A 21457-nucleotide genomic window follows, 5' to 3' on the forward strand; every position below is an offset into this window, starting at 1 on the left:
ATAAAGCAGGCGCGCTCAGGTGGGTTGTTTGAGTGTAAAAAGCTCGCAGTGCAAAGGCGTTGCAATACAGGATTGACTGTAAGAATCAGTTGTAATAAAAAGCCGCCCGATGGCGGCTTTTTAAATACGGGTGTTCGTAGCGACTTAGAAATTCATCTGAAGCGTTAACGACACCTGACGAGATTTACCAAGGTACATCTGGCCGTAGCTGGTAAACGGGTTACCCTGGTTATCGGCATCTTTAAAGTAGGTGCTGATATATTCTTTATCGAACAGGTTCCTCACGTCCAGGCGTACGGTGTAGTTATCCCAGTTGTAGCCCAACTGTGTATTCACAATCGTATGCTGATCATTGACTGGATCTGAGTTAACGGCATACTTTTCTTTCGTTAAAGATGCAGCCGGGTCCAGGTAGGCAATGCTTGAGTCGGTATACTTGGCATTGACATTCACATAGAAGCCATTGTCAAAAGCATAATTAGTTGCCAGGTTTGCGGTTAGCTCAGGCGCATCCTCAAACGCTCGGCCAGTCAGGTGGCCATAGTCGGTAAATTCAGATTCTGCCAGTCCCACACCCGCAGTCACAGACCAGTTATTGCTTGGGTAGTAGAAGACTTCGGTTTCAAACCCTTTCACTTCTGATTCAGCAGCGTTGGTGGTTTCTTTGTCATAAGGAGACGAAGAATAGCTCTTGATGACTTGCTGATCTGTCCATTTCAGTAGGAACGCATTAGCGTTTACGACCAGTTTGCCGTCCAGCCACACAGAGCGTAAAGACAACTCATAGTTGTTGGTGTATTCCGGGTCGTAGCTGAAAATATTGGAGCGTGCGACATTAAACCCGACGCCACCAGAGCGGTAGCCTTTTTGGTAGATAAAGCTGGTCGACATATCCTGGTTAAAGTGGTAAGTGGCGCCTAGTTTTGGCAACCACGCACTGAAGTCTTCTTTGGTTGCTGGCTCTACACCGGAAGCGGCTTGTGCAAAGCTGTGCAGGTGGGCATTGATGCCACTAATAACCGGTGCAATTTGGGCCGGAACCTGAGCTGGATCTGGCATTGGGTTATTGATCTTGTAGGCATTGTTGGCACTATTGGTTTGCTCTTCGGTGTCGTAGCGTAGTCCGGCCAGCAGGTCAATTTGGTCAGTGACAGACCATGTCAGGTCGCCATAAACTGCCGCCGTTTTGATCTTTTGTGTCAGACCATAATTAAGCTCAAGATTGATCGGGTCGATATCTGGATAGAAAGGCGCAACCATTGCCGCGGTTTGTGCAGCCATTTCAGCAGGCAGACCTTGTTGCATTAGCAGGCCTGTTACCGCGGTAACCAGATCGGGTGCTCTGACCGCTTGCTCCAGGGTCATCAGACGCTGGCCTTGTGCTTTGTCATCGACATCGACCTGAGAAGCGTAGACACCAAACGCAGCCTGGATTGCGTCAGACTCATAGGTCACTCTGAATTCTTGGCTGAAGGTTTCATCGATACGGTGGTCGTAGTTGTCTTTTACCAGCTGGGTGGGCAGCATATCGCCATCCCAGTTGTAACGATAGTCAGATTCGTTATAGGTGGTGACTGAGTGGAGCGACGTGGTGTCGTTAAGGTCCCAACTCATTTCCAGGTTATAAATATCGGTTTTGGTTTCTTCCCAGATAGGTGAGTTGAAATCTACCTGGCGGTCAAACGGTGTGCCGCCAAAGTCATACATGGCAAACTGAGCACCATAGCGGTTGTCGTTGTTGGTGTAAGTAAACAGCACATCCACATCATCGTTTGGCTCAAATAACAGTTTGGCACGCAGTGTTTCGCTGTTTTCAAAGTTGGCGGTATCGCCCCGGGTGATGTTATCTATGTCACCATCGGTTTGTTTGTCTTCGTAACTGACTCTGAACGCCAGCATGTCTTCTACCAGTCCCATACCACCAGCAAAGGCATATTCCTGCTGACCGTGTTGACCGACCGTTGCTTTTAATTTTGCGCTTGGTTCATAAGTTGGATCTTGCGAGCGCATCATGATGGCGCCAGCCAGTGCGTTGCGCCCTTGCAGGGTAGATTGCGGGCCACGGAACACTTCAACCTGAGCCAGATCCCACACAGACAAACCGCCGCTTTTTACCATGCGAAATGGCAGTGGTGCACCATCCAGGTACATACTGGTCAGAAAGCTGCTGCCCCCTCCGGAAACCGAGAACGAATCGACGCCACGGATGCTGAAGCCCTGGTTAAAATCCCCGGCCACGTTCGGCATCATAGCAAAGACATCATTGATATTTTGCAGATTGTTCTTTTCCATGTCTTTGCTGGTCACAACGGCAACACTGCTTGGGGTTTCCTGCAAAGTACGGTCAATCTTCTGACCTTGTACTACGATAACATCCAGTTCTTTTGCTTCATCTGCAATGGCTGAAGTTGATGCCGTAGCAGCAGAGATCAGCGCTAATCCGACAGATTTAGCCAAAATATTCAGTTTCATACGTCACGCTTCCAGAGAGTAAGAGAGTTATAAATAATTTTTCCCGGGCATAATACTGGATTATTCTAAAAATACAAATGATATCCACTATCATTTGCGTATACGGGCCTAAATAGGCTTTTTTATTTATCTGGCTGATATGTAATCGATTGACGCGATATCCGGTTTGGGGTTTGGTTAACAGTAAATCACGAAAATGTATGCCATCAATGCATCTATGTCGGACAGGGGACTGTTAATCTTGCCAGGGCAGGCGGTGAGCTGGGCGGCGAACTGGATAACAATGATATCTCATAAAAAACTTTTTTAATTAAATCATATCTCTAAATTGTATGTCTTTATGACAAGCTGATAATCCGATTTTCTGCCTCCGTTCTTTATCGCATTTTATTTGAGCGCCAACGCACACTTATTGCACTGCCTTTGTATGTAACATACTGTTAATAAGTTTTTTCGAGGTGTTATATTGTAACGCTCTGGGTAATCCAAAAATAAAAATAGGGAAAATGTATGCAACAACTAAAACTTGGCCGCACTATGCGTATCGCATTGTTTGGTGCTGCCACTGCGCTGTGTAGCTTGCCTGGGCTGGCTGCAAAAGGTGATGAAGGGGTATTGTCTGCGGCCACCTTCAAGGGGCTTGAGCTGAGAAATATTGGGCCGGGCTTTATGTCGGGCCGCATTGCCGATATTGCCATCGACCCCAGAGATACCAGTGTCTGGTATGTGGGAGTTGGCTCCGGCGGAGTATGGAAAACGAATAATGCGGGCGTGACCTGGCAACCCATTTTTGATGATCAGCCGGTCTATTCTATTGGTGCCGTGGTGCTGGATCCAAATAATAGCAATACCGTCTGGGTTGGAACGGGTGAAAACGTCGGCGGTCGTCACGTCAGCTTTGGTGATGGCATTTATGTCAGTCATGATGGCGGGGCAAATTGGACCAATATGGGCCTGAAAAACTCAGGGCATATTTCCGAGATCATTGTTCACCCAAGCGACTCAAACACAGTGTGGGTGGCAGCTCAGGGCCCTTTATGGAGCAAAGGCGGTCAGCGCGGTCTGTACAAAACCATCGACGGCGGTAAAACCTGGGACAAAGTGCTGGGCGACAATGACTGGACCGGCGTGACCGACGTGGCCATCGACCCGCGCGATCCGAATGTGTTGTATGCGGCAACCTGGCAGCGCCACCGTACCGTGGCTGCGTACTATGGCGGCGGTCCGGGTTCGGGCCTGCATAAATCGACCGACGGTGGTAAAACCTGGCAAAAGCTGTCGCAAGGGTTACCGGCGGGGGAAATGGGTAAGATTGGCCTGGAAGTTTCGCCAATCAATCCGGATGTGGTGTATGCCGCAATTGAACTCAACCGTCGCACAGGTGCGGTATATCGCTCCTCGGATCGCGGGGCATCCTGGGTGAAAGGGGCCGATGCCGTCGCGGGTGGTACCGGACCGCATTACTACCAGGAGCTCTACGCCAGCCCTCACCACTTCGACCATATCTATCTGGCCGGTGTGCGTCTACATGAGTCCAAAGATGGTGGCCAGTCTTTCAAAAGAATGCAAGAGAAAGACAAACATGGCGATAACCATGCGATGGAGTTCATCGCCGGTGATAAGAATTACATGATGGTCGGCTCTGATGGCGGTTTATATGAGAGCTTCGACAGTGGTGTGCACTGGCGCTATCACGAAAACTTGCCGGTCACTCAGTACTACAAGCTGGCACTGGACGATGACAAGCCATTCTATAACATTTACGGCGGTACGCAGGATAACAATACCCAGGGCGGGCCGTCTCGTACGCTAAACAGCCACGGCATTTTGAACACCGACTGGAAAGTGGTGCTGTTTGGTGATGGTCACCAACCAGCCACTGAGCCAGGTAATCCGGATATTGTGTATGCGCAGTGGCAACAGGGCAACCTGACCCGTTATGACCGCACCACGGGTGAAATTGTCTATATTAAGCCGCAGCCTGGTAAGGGTGAAAAGCCTGAACGCTTTAACTGGGACGCGCCCATTCTGGTCAGCCCGCACAAACCGTCGCGCTTGTATTTTGCCTCACACCGGGTGTGGCAGTCTGAAGACCGTGGCGACAGCTGGACGCCAATCTCAGACGATTTAACCAAAAACCGCGAGCGTATTCATCAGCCTATCATGGGGGGTAAGCAGGGCTGGGATGGCGCCTGGGATATGTTCGCAATGTCACAATACAGCACCATCACTTCTTTATCGGAGTCGCCGCTGGTAGAAGGCCTGCTGTATGCCGGCACCGACGATGGGCATATTCAGATCACCGAAAATGGCGGCAAGTCCTGGCGTAAAGTCGATGTAAAACGTTTACCTAAAGTGCCAGATACGGCATTTATCAACGACATTAAAGCCGACCTGTTTGACCCGGATACCGTGTATATTGCGCTGGATAACCACAAATTCGGTGATTATAAGCCTTACTTACTGAAAAGTACCAACCGTGGTAAATCCTGGAAGTCGATCGCCAGCAATTTGCCGGACAAACACTTGGTATGGCGTGTGGTACAAGATCATGTCGACCCGAAACTGTTATTCGCGGGTACTGAGTTTGGCCTGTTTTTCACCATTGATGGCGGTAAACGCTGGGTGGAGCTGACGGGCAACGTACCGACCATTTCGTTCCGCGATCTGGCCATTCAGCGCCGTGAAAACGACTTAGTGGGCGCCAGTTTTGGCCGCGGCTTCTTTGTGCTGGATGACTACCGCGCACTGCGCAATCTGTCTGAGGATAAGCTGGCCGAGGAGTCTTTGTTATTCCCAACCCGCGATGCACTTTGGTATATCGAACGCAGCCCGCTGGGTGGCGGGGAAGTGGGCACTCAGGGCGGCAATAAGTACCGTGCACCGAACCCAGACTTTGGTGCCACTTTTACTTACTACCTTAAAGACGACATTAAGAGCCTGAAGGCGCAGCGTCAGGAAAAAGAAAAAGCCCTGAAAGAAGATGACAAGTCATTTGGTGTTCCATCTTGGCAGTCGCTGGAAGACGAAGAACGTCAGCAGCAGCCGGTTGTGTGGTTCACTGTGCGCGATGCCCAGGGCAACGTGATCCGCAAATTGCAGGGCAAGGCCAAAAAAGGCTTGCACCGCATTAACTGGGATTTGCGCTGGCCGGCACATCAGGCCATTGGCGTGCAGGGCAATTACTTCTCGCCTAACCCTCAGGGCCCACTGGTGACACCGGGTACTTACAGTGTCAGCATGAGTAAAGAGGTCGACGGCCAGATAACTCAGTTACAGGCGCCGCAAACTTTTGAAGTGGTGCAGCTGAATCAGCGTAACGCGCTCAAGGAAATTGACGGCGAAAAAGTAGCGGCCTTCTGGAAAGAGCTTGCAGATGTTCAGCGTGTGGCCAGCGCAACCGGCCAGGCACTGGGCAAAGCGGTGAAGCGCCTGGATATGCTGGAGCAGTCACTGGATCGCACCTCCGTTGAACCGGGTGAATTTGACAGCCAGTTTGCAGCCATCCGCAGTCAGTTGCTGGCACTGGACAGCCGCCTGAACGGCAACCCGGCGAAAAACCAGGTTGGTGCAACGAATGACACGGCCACCGTGGGTGACCGTTTGTTCCATGCGCTGATTGGCACCAGCTTCTCGACGTATGGCCCGACCCCGGCTATTCGCACCAGCGTAGACCTGGCAACACAAGAGCTCAGAGCAATACGTAATGAATTGCAGACCATTCTGAGCGACACCATTCCAGCGTTTGAGCAACAACTGCAGGCCAAAGGCGCCCCCTGGGTACCCGGCCAGTCACTGCCGCAGATTTAATCTGCCATTGATGATAGTGAACTGAAAAAGGGCTCAAATGAGCCCTTTGTTTCTAGCGGATAGATGAATACCGCGGTATACAGGCAGTAATAGAATACGTTAAATTTATTTGCTGAGCAGTCGTCTGGTAAAGTGTTATCCGCCAATCTGATTAAACTATCTATGAATATCGTAAACTTATGGGCCAGTGGGCTTGAACAGGATAAGCCCCGCGAAATGGGCGCTGTGCTGGCCGAGCATCATAACCCATACATCAACAAGCGTTTTTCGCTCAAACTGATTGAGCGCGCTGATCTGGCGCGTTTTTGCCGCTGGATGAATGACCCCAGGGTAGAGCAATTCTGGCAGCAAGCCTGGAGTGAGGAAAAGCAATGGCAGTATCTCAGCGAGAAACTCGCCGATGCTCATACTTTGCCTTTGATTGGTTATTTGGATGAGCAGCCGTTTGCCTATCTGGAAGTGTACTGGGCGGCAAAAGACAAGCTGGCACAGCACTATGACGCCGCGCCTTATGACCGTGGGATCCACCTGCTGGTGGGGGAACAAAGTTGTCGTGGACCGGAGAACTTTCGTGGCTGGATGAGCAGCCTGAGCCACCTTATCTACCAAAGCCAGCCACTGACTCAACGCATTGTGCTGGAGCCCAGAGCCGATAACGCACGGCTGATGATGCGCATGGCTGAGCTGGGCTATGACAGCCAGTTTGAGTTTGACTTTCCGCATAAACGCGCCGCGCTGCTGATGGGCACCCGGGCGCATTTTTATGAGCAAATCTTTACGACTTTTGGCGAGCGCAAATCGCCCTCTGGCCACTTGGCCTGACCCGCGCTAACCTGTATGGTGCATGTATAACAACGGCAAAGGAATTCACCATGGACCATACTCAGGCGCACACCTATCTACTTAGTAAGCCTTTTTCAAGCGTCGGCCAGCCCTTTGGCGAGGGCGTCGACGTGTTTAAAGTGAAAGACAAAATGTTTGCCACGCTGTCTCCTGGCAAATACAACGAAGGAGAAACGCGTCACTGGTGGCTGAATCTGAAATGCGACCCGGATGAGGCGCAGGCGCTGCGGGATATCTTTGATTCGGTGATCCCCGGTTATCATATGAATAAGCGGTTGTGGAATACCGTGATCCTCGATGGCACAGTGCCGCGCGGAGAAATCGAACGTATGATAGACAATTCCTTTTTACTGGTAATCGCAAAGATGACCAAAAAGCAGCGCGAGGCCGTGCAGGTATACCTTTAGTGTTTCGGTGGTAATTGGGTTATGCTGGCGGGGAGTGAACTAACAATAATTACCTATCACCATGCGTTACCGGTTTGATGACTTTGAGTTTGACAGAAAAGATTTGACTTTGCACCGTGCGGGGGCAGCGCTTGCGATTCGTCATAATGAGGCAAGGCTCCTTGCGCTGTTGCTGGCAAACCCCCACCGCGTGCTCAGTAAAGAAGAGATCCTGAATGAAGTGTGGCAGGGCAAGGTAGTCTCTGAACAGGCGGTGTTTCAGAATATCAGTCATTTGCGGGCCTTATTCGGCAACGACGCCATCAAAACCTATGCAAAGCGAGGTTATCAGTGGCAACGACCGCTTGGCGAGCCGATAACAGAGTTAAGGGTTAATAATACACAGCCGCAAGTGGCAGTGACCGATACCGCTCTGCCTGTGCGTCATTCTGGCGCAAAGTGGCTTGGCATACTAATGAGCTGCATATTAGTCCTGTTTGCCGTGGTTTTTATCATCCAGCGCGACGAGCCTGAGCACGCTTCCTTTGCGCTGGCTTACTTGCCATTTGAAGGTGCACAAGCAGATGAGTGGCAACTTCAAGACACAGCCCGGCTGGACTTTACCGCCGTTACCACGCTTTCTGCCGCCCATTTCAGAACATCACAAGAGCTGGTTTATCCTGAAGTGGCACCACAACACCCGGTTATCCTCACTGCCAGTGCCCGCTATGTCGACTCCCTTTGGTACCTGACTTTCTGGCTAAAAGGGCCGGCTGGGCAGTGGCAGGGTGTATTGCATGGTGAAACCCCTCAAACGGTTAAGCAGCTGCTCTATCATCACCTCAATCAGCCTGTGGTACAGTCTTTATTGCAGAACCCGCATTCTCCTGACCTGAAACTGGCCATGCTGACTCAGGCACATCAGGCTGCACCAGAGGATCTGGTCCTGTTGGGGGCCTTGGTTAGTGCCTATCTCGATGTTCGGGAGCTGGAAAAAGCGATGGCAATGGCAGAGAAGCTGGCAGTGCTGGCCAAAACGCAAACCAATTCACAGCAACTGGGTCGCGCACTGGCCTATCAGGGCGAAATTTTGTTACGCAAAAACCTGGTCGACCTGAGCCTGATAAGACTGGATGCCGCCCTGGAGGCGCTGGAAATCAGTCAGGATCTGAGGGCGCAGGCGGGTGTCTGGCACAGTCGTTCATGGTTGTATCATTTACAGGGTAACTATGGACAGGTCAAAACCAGCCTGCTGCGCTCGGCACAACTGGCTGTTCAGGCACAGGATATTGCCAGAGAGCTAGATGCCCTGACTTATTTGTCCATTATGGCGAGTAAAAACCATCAGGATAATGATAAATATCTTTACCTGAGGCAGGCTGAGGAGAAAATGCGAGGCTATGAATTGCCGATTTATCACTTTGCCAAAGTGCCCTTTCATTACGCCATTTTTGCGGACAAACCCGCTGACAAAGAACCTCATTACCGGCAAGTACTGGAGTACACTGCTTTAACACCGAACCACTGGGTCGCTCAGGCCAGTCGAAAATCCCTGGTTCGCTATTATCTGAGTGAAGGACGATATGCTGAGGCCCAGTCGCTGGTCGACAGTGTGAGCCCGGACAATGTTCAGAGCGCTTACCTGGCAGTCATGTATGCTGCAGCTGCTCAAACTCAGGCAGAGCTTCTGCCGCTTGCGCTGCGTGCCTTTGAACTGGCGCAGTTATCGGGAGATCGCCGGATTGGCCTCGATGTTGCGCTGTTGTTGTGTCAGATGCCCATTGAGCTGGGCGTCAACAGCGACTTTTATGCCCAGTATATCAGCGAACATGCAACGCCGGATTGGCGAACTCAGAATGCAGCGCAGTTACTGGCACTCAATCTGGCACCGAACAGTGACTGAGCCTGGATTAGTTAATGTTAATTGAGGTGCCAGACTCAGGGACCATCAGGACCGTTGAGCCTGGCAAGCAGGGCCTTAGTATACGAAGGGGATCAGCTTTTTGGTTTTTGCCGCATACTGATCAAACTTCTCACCGTAACGCTCTGACAAATAGCCATCGAGCGCCGGAATATGGAAGCTGATAAAAGAGTACGCCATAAAGAAAGGCAGCAGCAGAGTCCAGTAGTTATAACTCAGTAAGCACCAGCCGGTGAACAGGACGACATCACCAAAGTAATTGATGTGCATTGAGTATTTAAACAAACCCTGAGTGTAACACTGGCCTTTGTTTGCCGGGTCTTGTTTCCACCATTTACGCTGGATCTCAGAGCCGCTGTTCAGGTATGAGCCAATTACCAGCAGTGCCAGCGCCACGATATCCAAAGTACCAAAGGGGATCACCTCAGCTCTGAATGCACCACCGCCGACCAGCAGCAGGCCGATTTCGAAAAACGCCATAAAGCACAGCAAGCCCAGCGCCTCACCCCAATCGATGCGGCGCTGCAACAGATACAGTACAGTAATGGCGTGTCGCAGCCAGTAGACAAAAACGCACGCCAGCATGAGCAGGGCTCTGTCTTGATCAACTAAGGTCCATTGCTGGCCAAAGAGTTGGCCTATGTGTGTCCAGCCTTCGGCCAGTGCCAGCCAGGCACAAAAAAGCACTAAACCAAAGTGCAGGCCAACAAAGGTCCATCTTTGTGCCACGGTGCGGCCATGTTCGCGGTTGACCCCGCCACCGGCATTTTGACTGTCCGAGTTATGATTTACTGTTTCCATATTTTTTCCTTCAATCGATATAGCTTAAGTGGTTGTCTGGTGTTGGGGCTCTGCGGCCAGCGCCACGGGCTCAACAGTACGTGTACGATAGATCATGTAATTACACAGAGATATCAGCGCCAGTGTGGCAGTCCCTAACGTTACCCAGGCAGCTTGTTCAGTCGTAATTGCCCAGTACAAAATTAAACCATACAACAGCTGTGTGACCGCCTCCATATGCAGGCCCACTTTGGCACCATCAAAAACCAGACCATTAAAGTGACATAACCAGAAAAACAGCAGTGACATACTCACCAGCGGTAAAGTGGGTAGCTCGCCAAAATAGCTCATTAGATAGGTAAATACGACCACAATGGCGCTAAAGCGCACGAATGCGGTCCATTTGGTACGTTTACAGATGAGGGGGTCTTTTGGCTTAAAGTCTTTAGAGCGTACCTTGGCGGTGAGCGAGTAAAAATCCGCTTTGTTGGCGTTTTTAGGGAGCCAGGCAGGTGGCGCGAAAACAGAGCAAAACACCTCAAACACGGAGCTGGAACATTTGATTTTTTGCCAGATGGTTTTGAGGTAATAGGAGTTGATCACCAAAGGGCTAAAACTCGGGTAGGATTCACGTACGCCGTATACCACAGGAACATCTTCCAGCTCGCGTTGGTAGGTGCCAAACAAGCGATCCCAGATGATCAAAATGCCGCCATAGTTTTTATCTATATACTGACGGTTGCGGGCGTGATGCACGCGATGCAGCGAAGGGGTATTAAAAATCTTATCAGCTCGCGGGGTCTTTTTCAGGTATTTAGTGTGGATACAAAATGCCCAGATGATCTGGGTATAACTGGCGGCCAGGAACACTTCCAGTGAAATGCCCATAAATGCCATAGGAATAAAGGTCATCCACATGGTGAGTTCAGTGAAATAGCTGATCCGAATAGAAACCCCAAAGTTAAAATTCTCTGCGGTGTGATGCACCAGATGGTCGGCCCAGAACAGCCCTATCATATGGTGAAAGCGGTGATTCCAGTAATACAAAAAGTCATAAACAAAGAATGCCAGCACATAGATCAGCGGGTTACTTTGGTCGAGTTCGAATAAGCGATACTCGTTATATACCAGCGTATACAGTGCGACTACGGCAAGTAAAAAAATAAAGGACAACCCCAAATTGCCAAGCGCAATGGTGGCATTGGTGAGCGTGTCGTTAAGGCGATAGTTTTTTTGTTTTCGTAAAAAGTTAATGGTTGCCAGAATAAATAGCGGGCCCAGATAAAAGGGCAGGGTGTACATTACTTCTTCGGTAAAGTTGAGATCCATGTTAATCCCTTAGAGTGATGTCTTCATTTCGACGGTGGCTTACCGGTCACTGTATGTAAACATGCCTTTGCCATCCGCCTTACCAGATATGTGTGATAAAAAGTAAATTATGTAAATTTATATTAACATTGTTTTATCCTTTGTTTCACGCTTTTTATGCCAGGTCATGTCACGAGAGATTAATTGTCTTGCTACTAGCAGGTTCTAAGCCGTCTGTGCCAAATGCCATAAGGTTAATACTATGTTTTTAAATTGTGATTAAAAAATGGATTTGGAATAATTTTTTCTCATCCATTGTCAAATGAGAATAAGTCTTGAGTATTTACTCAATATTTTTTCAGACTGGCCGATAGGGCTTAGGGATACAAAAAAGGAAATAAAGTTATGTCCAAAACTATTTTACCCCTGGTCAGTTTGCTGGCCTTTACCGCAGCCGTTCAGGCTTCAAACGCCACAACAACGCTGGTCAGTCAGAACTTTGATAGTGGCTATGTGGGCCTTTTCGTGGCAGATGGCGCGTTAAGCCAATTTGAGGCCTCATCGCTCAGACCTATCAGTGGAGATAAGAGCCTGGCGATGACCAGCGAAGGGCACTATCGAGTTGGCACCGAAGCAATGATCATGAGAACACTGCCGAAGGTGAGCCAGTTGAATGCATCGTTCGACATAGCGATGCCACTGTCTGATATTCATAGTCGCAGGCCCTATACTATCGTGCAGTGTATGTTTGAGATTGAATATGCCGATGGCAACGTGTATCAGTCTTATGTGTCACGTAATGACGACGTGCCGACTTACCAGCAAAGTATTTATTCACATAATTGCCAGGTTACTTTGCCTGCGGGCAAAGCCATCCATAAGGTAACCTGGTTTCTCGACAGCTATGCCTTGCCTAATGAAACCGTCTATCTGGATAATCTCGAAATCACGCTCAATGAAGGCAGCCATCAGCGCAATGCGCAGGTAGATCTATTTTGGCAAGGACGGGATTTCTCTGAGTTGAGCGAGGCGCAGGTCGACACTTTTTTCAGTGATACACCGACTTTAACGCACGACAATGGCACGACAAGTTTGCGTCTGAGTCAAGCCTCATCTGGTCGTTACACTACCCGGTTTCATCTCGAGGCGCCTGAGTTTTCTCACACCTATCCTGAGTATCTGATGTATCAGGCGAGTATTACTAACTCAAGCTCCCAGCCGGTGAGTGCGCAGCTTTATGGCAGCGCCAGCTATCAAAAGCAGTTTAGAGACGCAGATCACAGTGCCGTGTTTGCTCCCAGCTATTATATTGCACCGAACAGTACAGCCGTGGTGCCGATTATCGTAGATTTAGGTAAAGATGGCCTGACCACAGATATTGCATCTACTGAGCTGCGTATTGAGGCTGATGGGGCCGTGTTATTAAACAGTCTCACATTGCATTCAGGGACCAGCCTGTCAGACGGTCTGGTGACCATTGCGGCGTCTGGTTTTGAAACCGACTCGGGTGGGTTTACTACCAGTTCACCGCAAGACGTTACGCTTATCAGTCAGGCTCAACAGGTGATCAGCGGTGAGCAAAGCCTGGGCTTTGAGATGAACCCATGGCGTCAGGCCGGGTTTACCCATTACTTTGGTTGGGCTAATCAGTATTACGCAGACAAAGTCTATACTCAGATCGCCGTGCAACTACAAGATGCCCAGAAAGATACGCCGGTCAGAGTCTGTACAGATGTATATTACATGGCAGGAGGTAAAGACAGTTACTGTAAAGAGCGGGTTTTGGGCGTTGGCAGTTTCGCACTGTATGACGTCTATCCGGTAGACTCCGAACGGCGATTATATCGCATTCTGGTCAGGGTGCGTGCTTATGGTAATGCCAGCATCAAAGGAGAGATGGATAACTTTGTGCTGGGTTACTGGCCGGCGATACCCGCACAGTAACGGACAGGAGCAAGCGCAGACGAGTCTGCGCTTTTTTATGCTTAATGAAATGTTAGCCCCCACATCAGCACGCGACCATTGGTTATTGAATTTTATGGTAAATACCATAAAACAAGGTTTGCCAGGATTTGCCCTCGTTGGCTGAAGACTGCCAGTGTTGGTGTACCGTGTCATCTTGTTTGGGTTGCCAGGTAATGCGGTGTAACACGGGTTTGCCTTCGCTATCCAGCCCCGGACCTTGTAACACCATACCGTTATTGTCGCGGTTGCCGTTCAGCTGCAGTAGCAAACCGGCGTTGTCGGTCCAGCTTTGGTGCCACTGCTGTTGTTGCTTGTCGAAGATATTGAGGCTTTTTCCCTGATAGCCGGACACTGCCTGGTATTCCTCCAGGATCACGCAACCATTGAGTATTTTTGTGATTTTGCTATTACCAGCAAACTGACCTTTTGACATGACCCGCCATTCACCAACCCAAAAATCAAAGGCATGATAGTGAGGGCTGTCGCAAAGCGAGCGAGCCTGCAGAGCAAATGAGCAGCAGGCAATGAGCAATATACTTAAGGTCTTTATGAGCATCTGGTAGTGCATTCCGTATTGTCGACCATCTGAGTGATAAGTCGGATCCACACCCTTTATAAAAATAGTCACTGTTATCGTGATTAGGCAAGACGGGGAAACCGCGTTTCCCCGATTTCTGTGTTATTCGCTATCCAGTGCCAGCCAGTTCAGTTTCCAGTGGCTGTCGTGAGAATGAAGGGTCAGTGTATGCTGACCGGCGCTCAGGAAGATACGCGGACCCTGCTGCGTTTGCCACTGGTGAAAACCCCCGGTGCCTTTTACTGCGTGTTCGCCCAGAGGCTTTTCGTCAAGGATTACGCTAAAGCCCTTACCATCGCGAGGTCCGGCAACTCGGTAACTCAGGCGATAGTGACCGCTTTGGCTAACGTTAACCTGGTATTTTAGTTGTGCGTCTTCGGCTATACCATTGCCACCGGTGAGGTTAAAGCGCCCGTCAATGTCTGAGGTACGGGCTGAGTTTGCGCCTGTGATTGCATGGGCGTATTCGGCTTCAATTCTGCCAGGAATAGAAAAGACCGTCCCTGGGGTTTTAACCACATTACTGTAGTTACTTTGCAGATTGCGGCGCACCGCGACCACCGTATACTCATACACATTGGGAGAGGCATTGGCATCAATAAATCGAGTATCTATGACATTGTCAGCCATCAGTGCAAACATAGAGCCTGCACTTTGATTTCGATAAATACGATAACCGGCAATGTCTTTTTCTGGGCTAGGATCCCAGCTGAGTACAGTATTACCATGGCTTTGTGACAGGGTGAGGCCAGTTACTGGCATAGGGTAAGCAAACTGCTGGTCGCGCCGACTTTGTTCCTGCTGCTGCGCGAAGGCGAGCTGTTTTTTAAAGTGTTGCGTGGTTTTGCTGGATTTGGGAGCCGGGCCATCTAGTGCGACGCGAAAGCCTTCCGCAGCCCCGGCAAAGTTTTCGGGCTGGCTGCCGCGGCGGGTGACCGGCCAGATATTCCAGTGCCAGCTGCTGCCGCGAACGGCGCGCCTGTCACACTGCTCGGACGATAAGGCTTTGCCATCGGAGCGGGCGTTTTGATAGTCGTCCTCAAAGCAATCACCCATCAATTCGGCTACGTTGCTGAGCATGTCGTGCAAACCATAGGGGTTGGGCTGGTACATGCCAACAACACTGGCATACGTAGCATGATCGACACAATCGGCAAACCCATCAACAAAGTTCACATAGGTACTGCTGGTGGTACGCTGCAATGCATTTTCACCACTGAGATCTGCCGTGTTCTCGTATTGGCAGACTGAGGGATGTTTGGGGTCGTTGCCAAAATAAAAGCGCGTCTGAACCGCTCCTTTTGCCGCATATTCCCATTCCGCCTCAGTGGGTAGTCGGTAGGGTTTCCCCGTCGTTCTTGCCAGCCAGTCCACATAGGCTTTCGCGCCCGCCCAGCTGACACAGATAGCAGGCTGGAACTCATTGTCTGTCAGGCTGTTGTTATCCCAGCTACCCGGTGTGCTGCCAATAAACCAGCTATCAAGCTGGTGATAGCATTCCTGCGGTGCCACAAAGCCGGTCGCTTCTACAAAGCGTCGATACTCTCTGACCGTGACCTCATATTTGCCCAGGCTAAACTCTGGCAGCGTTACAGTATGAACCGGCTGGCTGTTCTTATTGTCTGTAGTACCCATAATAAAGCTGCCTGGCGGGAGCGTAACCATAATGGGTTCAATGGGTGAAGGGGTTTTACCGGCGAGTGCGGGTGCACAGATGGTCAGCAGTAAAAGCGTCGAATGAGGAAGTGTGAATTTCATGATTATTTTTCCTGTAAAAAAGACGCCTTCACCATGCCTAAGCAGAGAGGGTAAAATCCTAGCGAATTTTTACAAAGAGAGAAAAATAGAAATATTTTAGCTTGAGTTTAGTCATGGGGTTTTTATTAAGCTTTTGATAAGGCTGCTTATTTAAGCTTTTTGAAATAAAGTTATGCGGGGAAAATAACAAGCTTGTTGGGTGGGTAATTCTGGCCGCAGGGCGCGGCCAGAAAGTCAGGCTTACTGCTCAGCTGCTTGCTTAGCCAGGTATTCGTCGTAAGTGCCCTGGAAGTCAATGATCTGACCGTCTTTGATCTCCCAAATGCGCGTGGCCAAAGAAGAAACAAACTGGCGGTCGTGTGACACGAAGAACAGGGTGCCTTCGTACTGCTCCAGTGCCATATTCAGTGATTCAATGGATTCCATATCCATGTGGTTGGTCGGTTCATCCATTAACAGAATATTCGGCTTGTGCATCATCAGCTTACCGAACAGCATACGACCCTGCTCACCCCCGGAAATCACCTTAACGGACTTTTTAATGTCGTTTTGTGAGAACAGCATACGACCCAGGAATCCACGTACTACCTGCTCATCATCGCCTTCCTGTTGCCACTGTTCCATCCACTGAAACAGATCTAAGTCTTTTTCAAACTCATCCGCATGGTCCTGAGCATAGTAACCAATGTTGGCATTTTCAGACCATTTAAACTCACCCGACTTAGGTGCCATGCGCCCGGCCAGTGTGTTCAGCAAGGTGGTTTTACCCACGCCATTTTCACCGATGATCGCGACTTTTTCGCCCACTTCGACCAGTCCGTTGAGGCCACTGAACAGGGTTTCGTCAAAACCTTGCGAAAGATTTTCCAGCTCCAGTGCATTACGGAATAGCTGTTTGGATTGTTCGAAGCGAATAAACGGATTCTGACGGCTTGAGGCTTTCACTTCTTCCAGCTGGATCTTGTCTATTTGTTTGGCACGAGACGTGGCCTGCTTCGCTTTTGAAGCGTTTGCCGAGAAGCGTGATACAAACTGTTGAAGTTCAGTGATCTGAGCTTTTTTCTTAGCGTTGTCAGCCAGCAGACGTTCCCGCGCCTGAGTGGCCGCAAGCATGTACTCGTCGTAGTTACCCGGGTAAATGCGTAGCTCGCCGTAGTCGATATCGGCCATGTGCGTACACACCGAATTCAGGAAGTGGCGGTCGTGCGAGATGATGATCATGGTGCAGTCGCGCTGGTTAAGCACGTCTTCCAGCCACTTGATAGTATAGATGTCCAGGTTGTTGGTGGGTTCGTCGAGCAGCATGATGTCTGGCTCGGCAAACAGTACCTGCGCTAGCAGCACTCGTAGTTTCCAGCCGGGTGCAACTTCAGACATAGGTCCGTAGTGTTGCTCGGTTGGAATACCTACACCTAACAGCAGCTCACCCGCTTTAGCTTCGGCGGCATACCCGTCCATTTCGGCAAACTGAGTTTCCAGATCGGCCACTTTCATGCCATCTTCTTCACTCATTTCGGGCAGTGAGTAGATGCGGTCGCGTTCCTGTTTTATTTCCCACAACTCTTTATGACCCATGATGACCGTATCGACCACAGAGAATTCCTCGTAGGCAAACTGATCCTGGTTTAGTTTCGCGATGCGCTCGTTGGGATCGTAAGAGACGTTACCCGCGCTGGCCTCAAGCTCTTTGCTGAGGATCTTCATAAAGGTCGATTTACCACAGCCATTGGCGCCGATCAGACCGTAGCGATTACCGTCGCCAAATTTGACCGAGATATTTTCAAACAGCGGCTTGGCGCCAAACTGCATGGTGATGTTGTTACAAGACAGCATAAGGGGTGCTCATTAGATTCAATTGCCGCGATTTTAGCATTAAATCGCGTATGAGGGGGAAGGATATTGAAGCTTTACACTTAGCGGCAAAGGCGCTGCAAACCAAGTTCAGTGAGAAGAAAAAGTAACACGTCGGAACGATTAATATACAAGTTCTTTCAGCAACTTATGTTTGAGTCATAAACTGGTACTTTTTTATTGAAGTTGAAATATTCGATTGATAAAGTCTGCGGAAAAGGAACGTCCCTTTTTGGGAAAAGGAAATTTAACTTTGAAAGTTAATAATAATAATGAACAAAGATCGGCGCAAACACGTTTCGATAATGCCATCCTATGCCTGTCATTAATCGGTAAGTTTCATAGAAAGTCCATAAATATAAATGATATTCGTCATGAATTTGTGATCAGCGCTGATAGTGATGATGAATTTTCTGATATTCAGATCCTGAGAGCTGCTCGCTCAGTTGGATATAAAGCCAAGTTTAAAGTTGTTAAGTTAGAAAAACTTAATGAGGATTTACTTCCGGTCATGGCTGAAACTCAGGATGGTCAATTTTTTGTTATCGCTAAAATTACCTCAGAAGGGGTTTTAGTGCAGCACAGTGACCTGCAACAGCCACCACAAGAGATCACTCAGGCCCAGTTTATTGCTGAGTTTAAACCCAGAATGCTGATGCTGACGCCACGTTCCAGACAAGGCGCAAGTCAGGTTAAGTTTGGCTTTAAATGGTTTTTACCCGCACTGGCCAGATATAAAGTGTATTTTACAGACGTGCTGTTGGCTTCGTTCTTTATTCAATTGCTGGCACTGGCTTCGCCTATTTTTTTCCAGGTCGCAATAGATAAAGTCATGGTACACAAAGGCATGACGACGCTCGATGTGCTGGCCATCGGCTTTTTCTTTGTGATCACGTTTGAAGTAATACTAACTGGATTACGTTCATATTTGTTCAGTCATACGACTAACCGTGTCGATGTGAGTCTGGGTAGTGAGCTTTACCAGCATATGCTGTCTTTACCGCTGGCTTACTTTAAGTCACGTCGGGTTGGAGACACTGTGGCCCGCATAAAAGAGCTGGATACCATCCGGGAGTTTATGACCGGATCTGCTCTTACTGTGGTCCTGGACATGTTTTTTACCGTGGTCTTTTTTGCCATCATGTTTTATTACGCGCCGGGTTTGACATGGATTGTGGTTGCCAGTCTGCCTTGTTACTTTGTGATTGCCTTGCTGATGGGACCAAGTCTCAGAACCCGGCTGGAGGCTAAGTTTCAGCGTAGTGCAGAAAATCATTCGTTTTTGGTCGAATCTGTCAATGGCATCGAAACCATCAAATCTCTGGCGGTTGAACCCCAGCTCAGGCAGCGCTGGGATGAAAAACTGGCAAATTACGTCCGGGTTTCATTTCAGGCGTTTCAGCTTAATAATATTTATGGTCAGTTGTCCGGGTATGTAACAAAAGTAACCGGGTTATTGATCCTCTATTTTGGTGCCATTGCTGTTACCAGTGGCGTGCTTACCATAGGTCAGTTTATTGCATTTAATATTCTTGCACAGCGTGTTGCTGCGCCCATCATGCGATTTGCAAATTTATGGCAGGATTTTCAGCAAGCTAAAATATCTTTGGCTCGATTGGGGGACGTCCTGAATACACCCACCGAAACACAAGGCTCAAATAATATGATGCTGCCAAAACTGCGTGGCGAGGTGCGATTTGAAGATGTTGAGTTTCGTTATGCTCCGAACAGACCGCCTGTTTTGAATAACATAAACCTGACCATCAAAGCGGGCGAGGTAATTGGGATTGTGGGCCGCTCAGGTTCTGGAAAAAGCTCATTAACCCGATTGATCCAGCGCTTGTACTTACCCCATCAGGGTCGTGTATTTATCGACGGAATTGATATCAGTTTACTACCACCGGCCTGGTTAAGGACCCGAATTGGCGTTGTGTTGCAGGAAAACTTTTTGTTTAATGCCTCCGTGCGCGACAATATTGCGCTGAGCGACCCGTCGATGCCATTGGAACGGGTAATTGAAGCGGCCCGGCTGGCTGGCGCTGAAGAGTTTATCTTACAACTGCCAGAAGCTTATGATACCCAGATAGGTGAACAAGGCGGCATGCTTTCGGGTGGTCAGCGACAGCGTCTGGCAATTGCCAGGGCACTGGTGAACGACCCGCCTATCCTTATTTTCGACGAAGCGACCAGTGCACTGGACTATGAGTCTGAGCAGATCATTGCCAACAATATGGCACGTATCGCCAACAACCGCACTGTGTTTATTATCGCCCATCGCCTGAGTGCAGTGCAAAATGCCGACCGTATTTTGGTTATTGACAAGGGGGAAGTTGCGGAGCAGGGCACCCATTTTGAGCTGCTCAGAAAGGGGGGCCACTATGCGCACTTGTCGCATATACAGCATCATGGACAGGTGCAGTACGCTTCTTTGGAGCCGGAGGTGACGCCATGAGTCGCAAGTCGGACGCTCAGTTATATGAATTTTTGGCACCAGCTTTAGAGATCCAGGCTGCACCGCCGCCAAAAGGGGCGCGGGCGATTGTCTGGACATTACTGGTTTGCTTAATCATTGCGATTATCTGGGCCTGTTTTGGCCGGGTAGATATCGTGGCAATTGCACAGGGTCAGCTGATCCCCAAACAAAAGGTCAAAGTGATCCAGCCGCTGGAAACTGCTGTGGTGCGGGGGATCCATGTGCACGAAGGGCAGCGGGTTGAGCAAGGCCAGCTACTGGTGTCTTTCGACCCGGCCATTACCGAGTCAAATTTTCAGCGTATCAGATTGTCAACACAGGACTTTTCTCAGCAGATCCGGCGCAAGCAGCTGCTCATTGCGAGTCTTAATCAGGTTAAACCACCCAGCACCGCAGTACTCAATCCGGCACAGCAAGCGCTGCTGGAAGCTGAGCTGGCCGAGTATCATAGTGAGCGGGCCTCGCTGTCATCGCAATTACTCAGGTTTGAAGCCGAACTGGCTGGCGCGCAGGCGAAGCTGACTCAGCTGGACAAGGTGTTGCCTTTGGTTGAGGAACGAGCGCAAGCGCTGGAGCAACTGCAAGTTAACAAACTGGTTTCGCGAGAAGAGTATCTGGAAATAAAACAAACGGCGATTCACAACCGTGAACAGCGTCATATTGAGCTGGCAACCATAGAAACCTTGCAGGCCACCATTAAAGCAACACAGCAGGAGCAGGAAACATTAAAAGCGGCCTTAATACGCACAGCTCAGGCCGAGCTCAACCAGCTGCAGCAGGAGTTAGTGAATGCGCAGCAAGAACTGGCAAAGTCGCAGTTTTTGTTAAACCAAAATAAGCTGTATGCACCTGTGTCCGGCACTGTGGAGGCGCTGGCACTGAGTACACTCGGTGAAGTGGTGACCCCAGCTCAACAATTACTGACCATAGTACCTGCAGAAGATGAACTGATAGTAGAAGCACGACTGCTAAACAAAGACATTGGCTTTACTTACCGGGGGCAAATTGTTGAGGTGAAAATCGACAGCTTTCCGTTTACCCGTTACGGGATCGTCGAAGGTGAAGTACTCGACGTGTCTACAGATGCGGTAGAAGATGAGCAGCTTGGCCTATATTTTCCCGTCAAAGTAGCGATTAATCAACAAACTATCCAAGTTGATGGCCGCGTTGTGCCGCTCAGCGCAGGTATGAGTGTCTCTGCGGAAGTAAAAACTGGACAGCGTCGGATCATCGAATTTCTGTTATCGCCTGTTGTTCAACACCTGGACGAAGGTGCCCGTGAGCGTTGAGGCACAACACTTAATTTAAAAAAG

The 21457-nt window shown here is 49.5% G+C and carries 13 protein-coding genes; 7 read left to right on the forward strand and 6 right to left on the reverse strand.

The window, feature by feature from the left end; genetic code table 11:
- Positions 1 to 144: 144 nt before the first annotated feature.
- Positions 145 to 2472 (reverse strand): TonB-dependent receptor, encoded by a 2328-nt coding sequence (locus L1285_RS09325; protein ID WP_235412111.1) that lies wholly within the window; start codon positions 2470 to 2472, stop codon positions 145 to 147.
- Positions 2473 to 2982: 510 nt separating this feature from the next.
- Between L1285_RS09325 and L1285_RS09330 the strand changes: the two genes are divergently transcribed.
- The 4 genes from L1285_RS09330 (at position 2983) to L1285_RS09345 (ending at position 9414) form a co-directional block, all read left to right on the forward strand.
- Entirely contained in the window at positions 2983 to 6282 is a 3300-nt protein-coding gene (locus L1285_RS09330) for a VPS10 domain-containing protein (RefSeq protein ID WP_235412112.1), read from the forward strand.
- A 162-nt stretch (positions 6283 to 6444) separates the two neighbouring features.
- Complete coding sequence (locus L1285_RS09335; RefSeq protein ID WP_235412113.1) at positions 6445 to 7104, forward strand: GNAT family N-acetyltransferase; 660 nt, start codon at positions 6445 to 6447, stop codon at positions 7102 to 7104.
- A gap of 50 nt (positions 7105 to 7154) precedes the next feature.
- Positions 7155 to 7532: an MmcQ/YjbR family DNA-binding protein gene (locus L1285_RS09340; RefSeq protein WP_235412114.1), complete on the forward strand. Its 378-nt coding sequence runs from the start codon at positions 7155 to 7157 to the stop codon at positions 7530 to 7532.
- Positions 7533 to 7593: 61 nt separating this feature from the next.
- Positions 7594 to 9414, forward strand: a complete 1821-nt coding sequence (locus L1285_RS09345; protein WP_235412115.1) for a winged helix-turn-helix domain-containing protein — start codon at positions 7594 to 7596, stop codon at positions 9412 to 9414.
- A gap of 75 nt (positions 9415 to 9489) precedes the next feature.
- Here the strand turns inward: L1285_RS09345 and L1285_RS09350 are convergent, their stop codons facing one another.
- Together L1285_RS09350 and L1285_RS09355 are read right to left on the reverse strand one after the other, a co-directional pair.
- Positions 9490 to 10233, reverse strand: coding sequence for a DUF1295 domain-containing protein (locus L1285_RS09350; protein WP_235412116.1), 744 nt, complete (start codon positions 10231 to 10233; stop codon positions 9490 to 9492).
- Positions 10234 to 10257: 24 nt separating this feature from the next.
- On the reverse strand, positions 10258 to 11541 hold the full coding sequence (locus L1285_RS09355) for a sterol desaturase family protein (RefSeq protein ID WP_235412117.1): 1284 nt from the start codon (positions 11539 to 11541) through the stop codon (positions 10258 to 10260).
- A gap of 384 nt (positions 11542 to 11925) precedes the next feature.
- On the opposite strand from L1285_RS09355, the gene L1285_RS09360 reads away from it, so the two are divergent.
- Positions 11926 to 13464, forward strand: a complete 1539-nt coding sequence (locus tag L1285_RS09360; RefSeq protein ID WP_235412118.1) for a hypothetical protein — start codon at positions 11926 to 11928, stop codon at positions 13462 to 13464.
- Between the two features lie 82 nt (positions 13465 to 13546).
- Here the strand turns inward: L1285_RS09360 and L1285_RS09365 are convergent, their stop codons facing one another.
- From L1285_RS09365 to L1285_RS09375, 3 genes are all read right to left on the reverse strand, one after another.
- The gene (locus L1285_RS09365; RefSeq protein ID WP_162197938.1) at positions 13547 to 13918 is read right to left on the reverse strand and encodes a DUF1579 family protein; all 372 of its coding nucleotides are present in this window, start codon (positions 13916 to 13918) and stop codon (positions 13547 to 13549) included.
- Between the two features lie 246 nt (positions 13919 to 14164).
- Positions 14165 to 15820 (reverse strand): SUMF1/EgtB/PvdO family nonheme iron enzyme, encoded by a 1656-nt coding sequence (locus tag L1285_RS09370; RefSeq protein ID WP_235412119.1) that lies wholly within the window; start codon positions 15818 to 15820, stop codon positions 14165 to 14167.
- A 240-nt stretch (positions 15821 to 16060) separates the two neighbouring features.
- A complete protein-coding gene (locus L1285_RS09375; protein WP_235412120.1) occupies positions 16061 to 17653 on the reverse strand; it encodes an ABC-F family ATPase in 1593 nt (530 codons plus the stop codon).
- Between the two features lie 271 nt (positions 17654 to 17924).
- On the opposite strand from L1285_RS09375, the gene L1285_RS09380 reads away from it, so the two are divergent.
- Together L1285_RS09380 and L1285_RS09385 are read left to right on the forward strand one after the other, a co-directional pair.
- Positions 17925 to 20123 (forward strand): type I secretion system permease/ATPase, encoded by a 2199-nt coding sequence (locus L1285_RS09380; protein ID WP_268836010.1) that lies wholly within the window; start codon positions 17925 to 17927, stop codon positions 20121 to 20123.
- Entirely contained in the window at positions 20120 to 21433 is a 1314-nt protein-coding gene (locus tag L1285_RS09385; protein ID WP_235412121.1) for an HlyD family type I secretion periplasmic adaptor subunit, read from the forward strand. Before L1285_RS09380 ends, L1285_RS09385 begins: the two co-directional genes overlap by 4 nt.
- Positions 21434 to 21457 lie beyond the last annotated feature (24 nt).

Origin of the sequence: Pseudoalteromonas sp. DL2-H2.2 (genome assembly GCF_021532535.1) — a bacterium.
Lineage (GTDB): Bacteria > Pseudomonadota > Gammaproteobacteria > Enterobacterales > Alteromonadaceae > Pseudoalteromonas > Pseudoalteromonas rubra_A.

Coding starts and splice junctions, on each gene's coding strand:
- L1285_RS09325 (WP_235412111.1), bottom strand. CDS start 2,472: ATGAAACTGAATATTTTGGCTAAATCTGTCGGATTAGCGCTGATCTCT.
- L1285_RS09330 (WP_235412112.1), top strand. CDS start 2,983: ATGCAACAACTAAAACTTGGCCGCACTATGCGTATCGCATTGTTTGGT.
- L1285_RS09335 (WP_235412113.1), top strand. CDS start 6,445: ATGAATATCGTAAACTTATGGGCCAGTGGGCTTGAACAGGATAAGCCC.
- L1285_RS09340 (WP_235412114.1), top strand. CDS start 7,155: ATGGACCATACTCAGGCGCACACCTATCTACTTAGTAAGCCTTTTTCA.
- L1285_RS09345 (WP_235412115.1), top strand. CDS start 7,594: ATGCGTTACCGGTTTGATGACTTTGAGTTTGACAGAAAAGATTTGACT.
- L1285_RS09350 (WP_235412116.1), bottom strand. CDS start 10,233: ATGGAAACAGTAAATCATAACTCGGACAGTCAAAATGCCGGTGGCGGG.
- L1285_RS09355 (WP_235412117.1), bottom strand. CDS start 11,541: ATGGATCTCAACTTTACCGAAGAAGTAATGTACACCCTGCCCTTTTAT.
- L1285_RS09360 (WP_235412118.1), top strand. CDS start 11,926: ATGTCCAAAACTATTTTACCCCTGGTCAGTTTGCTGGCCTTTACCGCA.
- L1285_RS09365 (WP_162197938.1), bottom strand. CDS start 13,918: ATGTCAAAAGGTCAGTTTGCTGGTAATAGCAAAATCACAAAAATACTC.
- L1285_RS09370 (WP_235412119.1), bottom strand. CDS start 15,820: ATGAAATTCACACTTCCTCATTCGACGCTTTTACTGCTGACCATCTGT.
- L1285_RS09375 (WP_235412120.1), bottom strand. CDS start 17,653: ATGCTGTCTTGTAACAACATCACCATGCAGTTTGGCGCCAAGCCGCTG.
- L1285_RS09385 (WP_235412121.1), top strand. CDS start 20,120: ATGAGTCGCAAGTCGGACGCTCAGTTATATGAATTTTTGGCACCAGCT.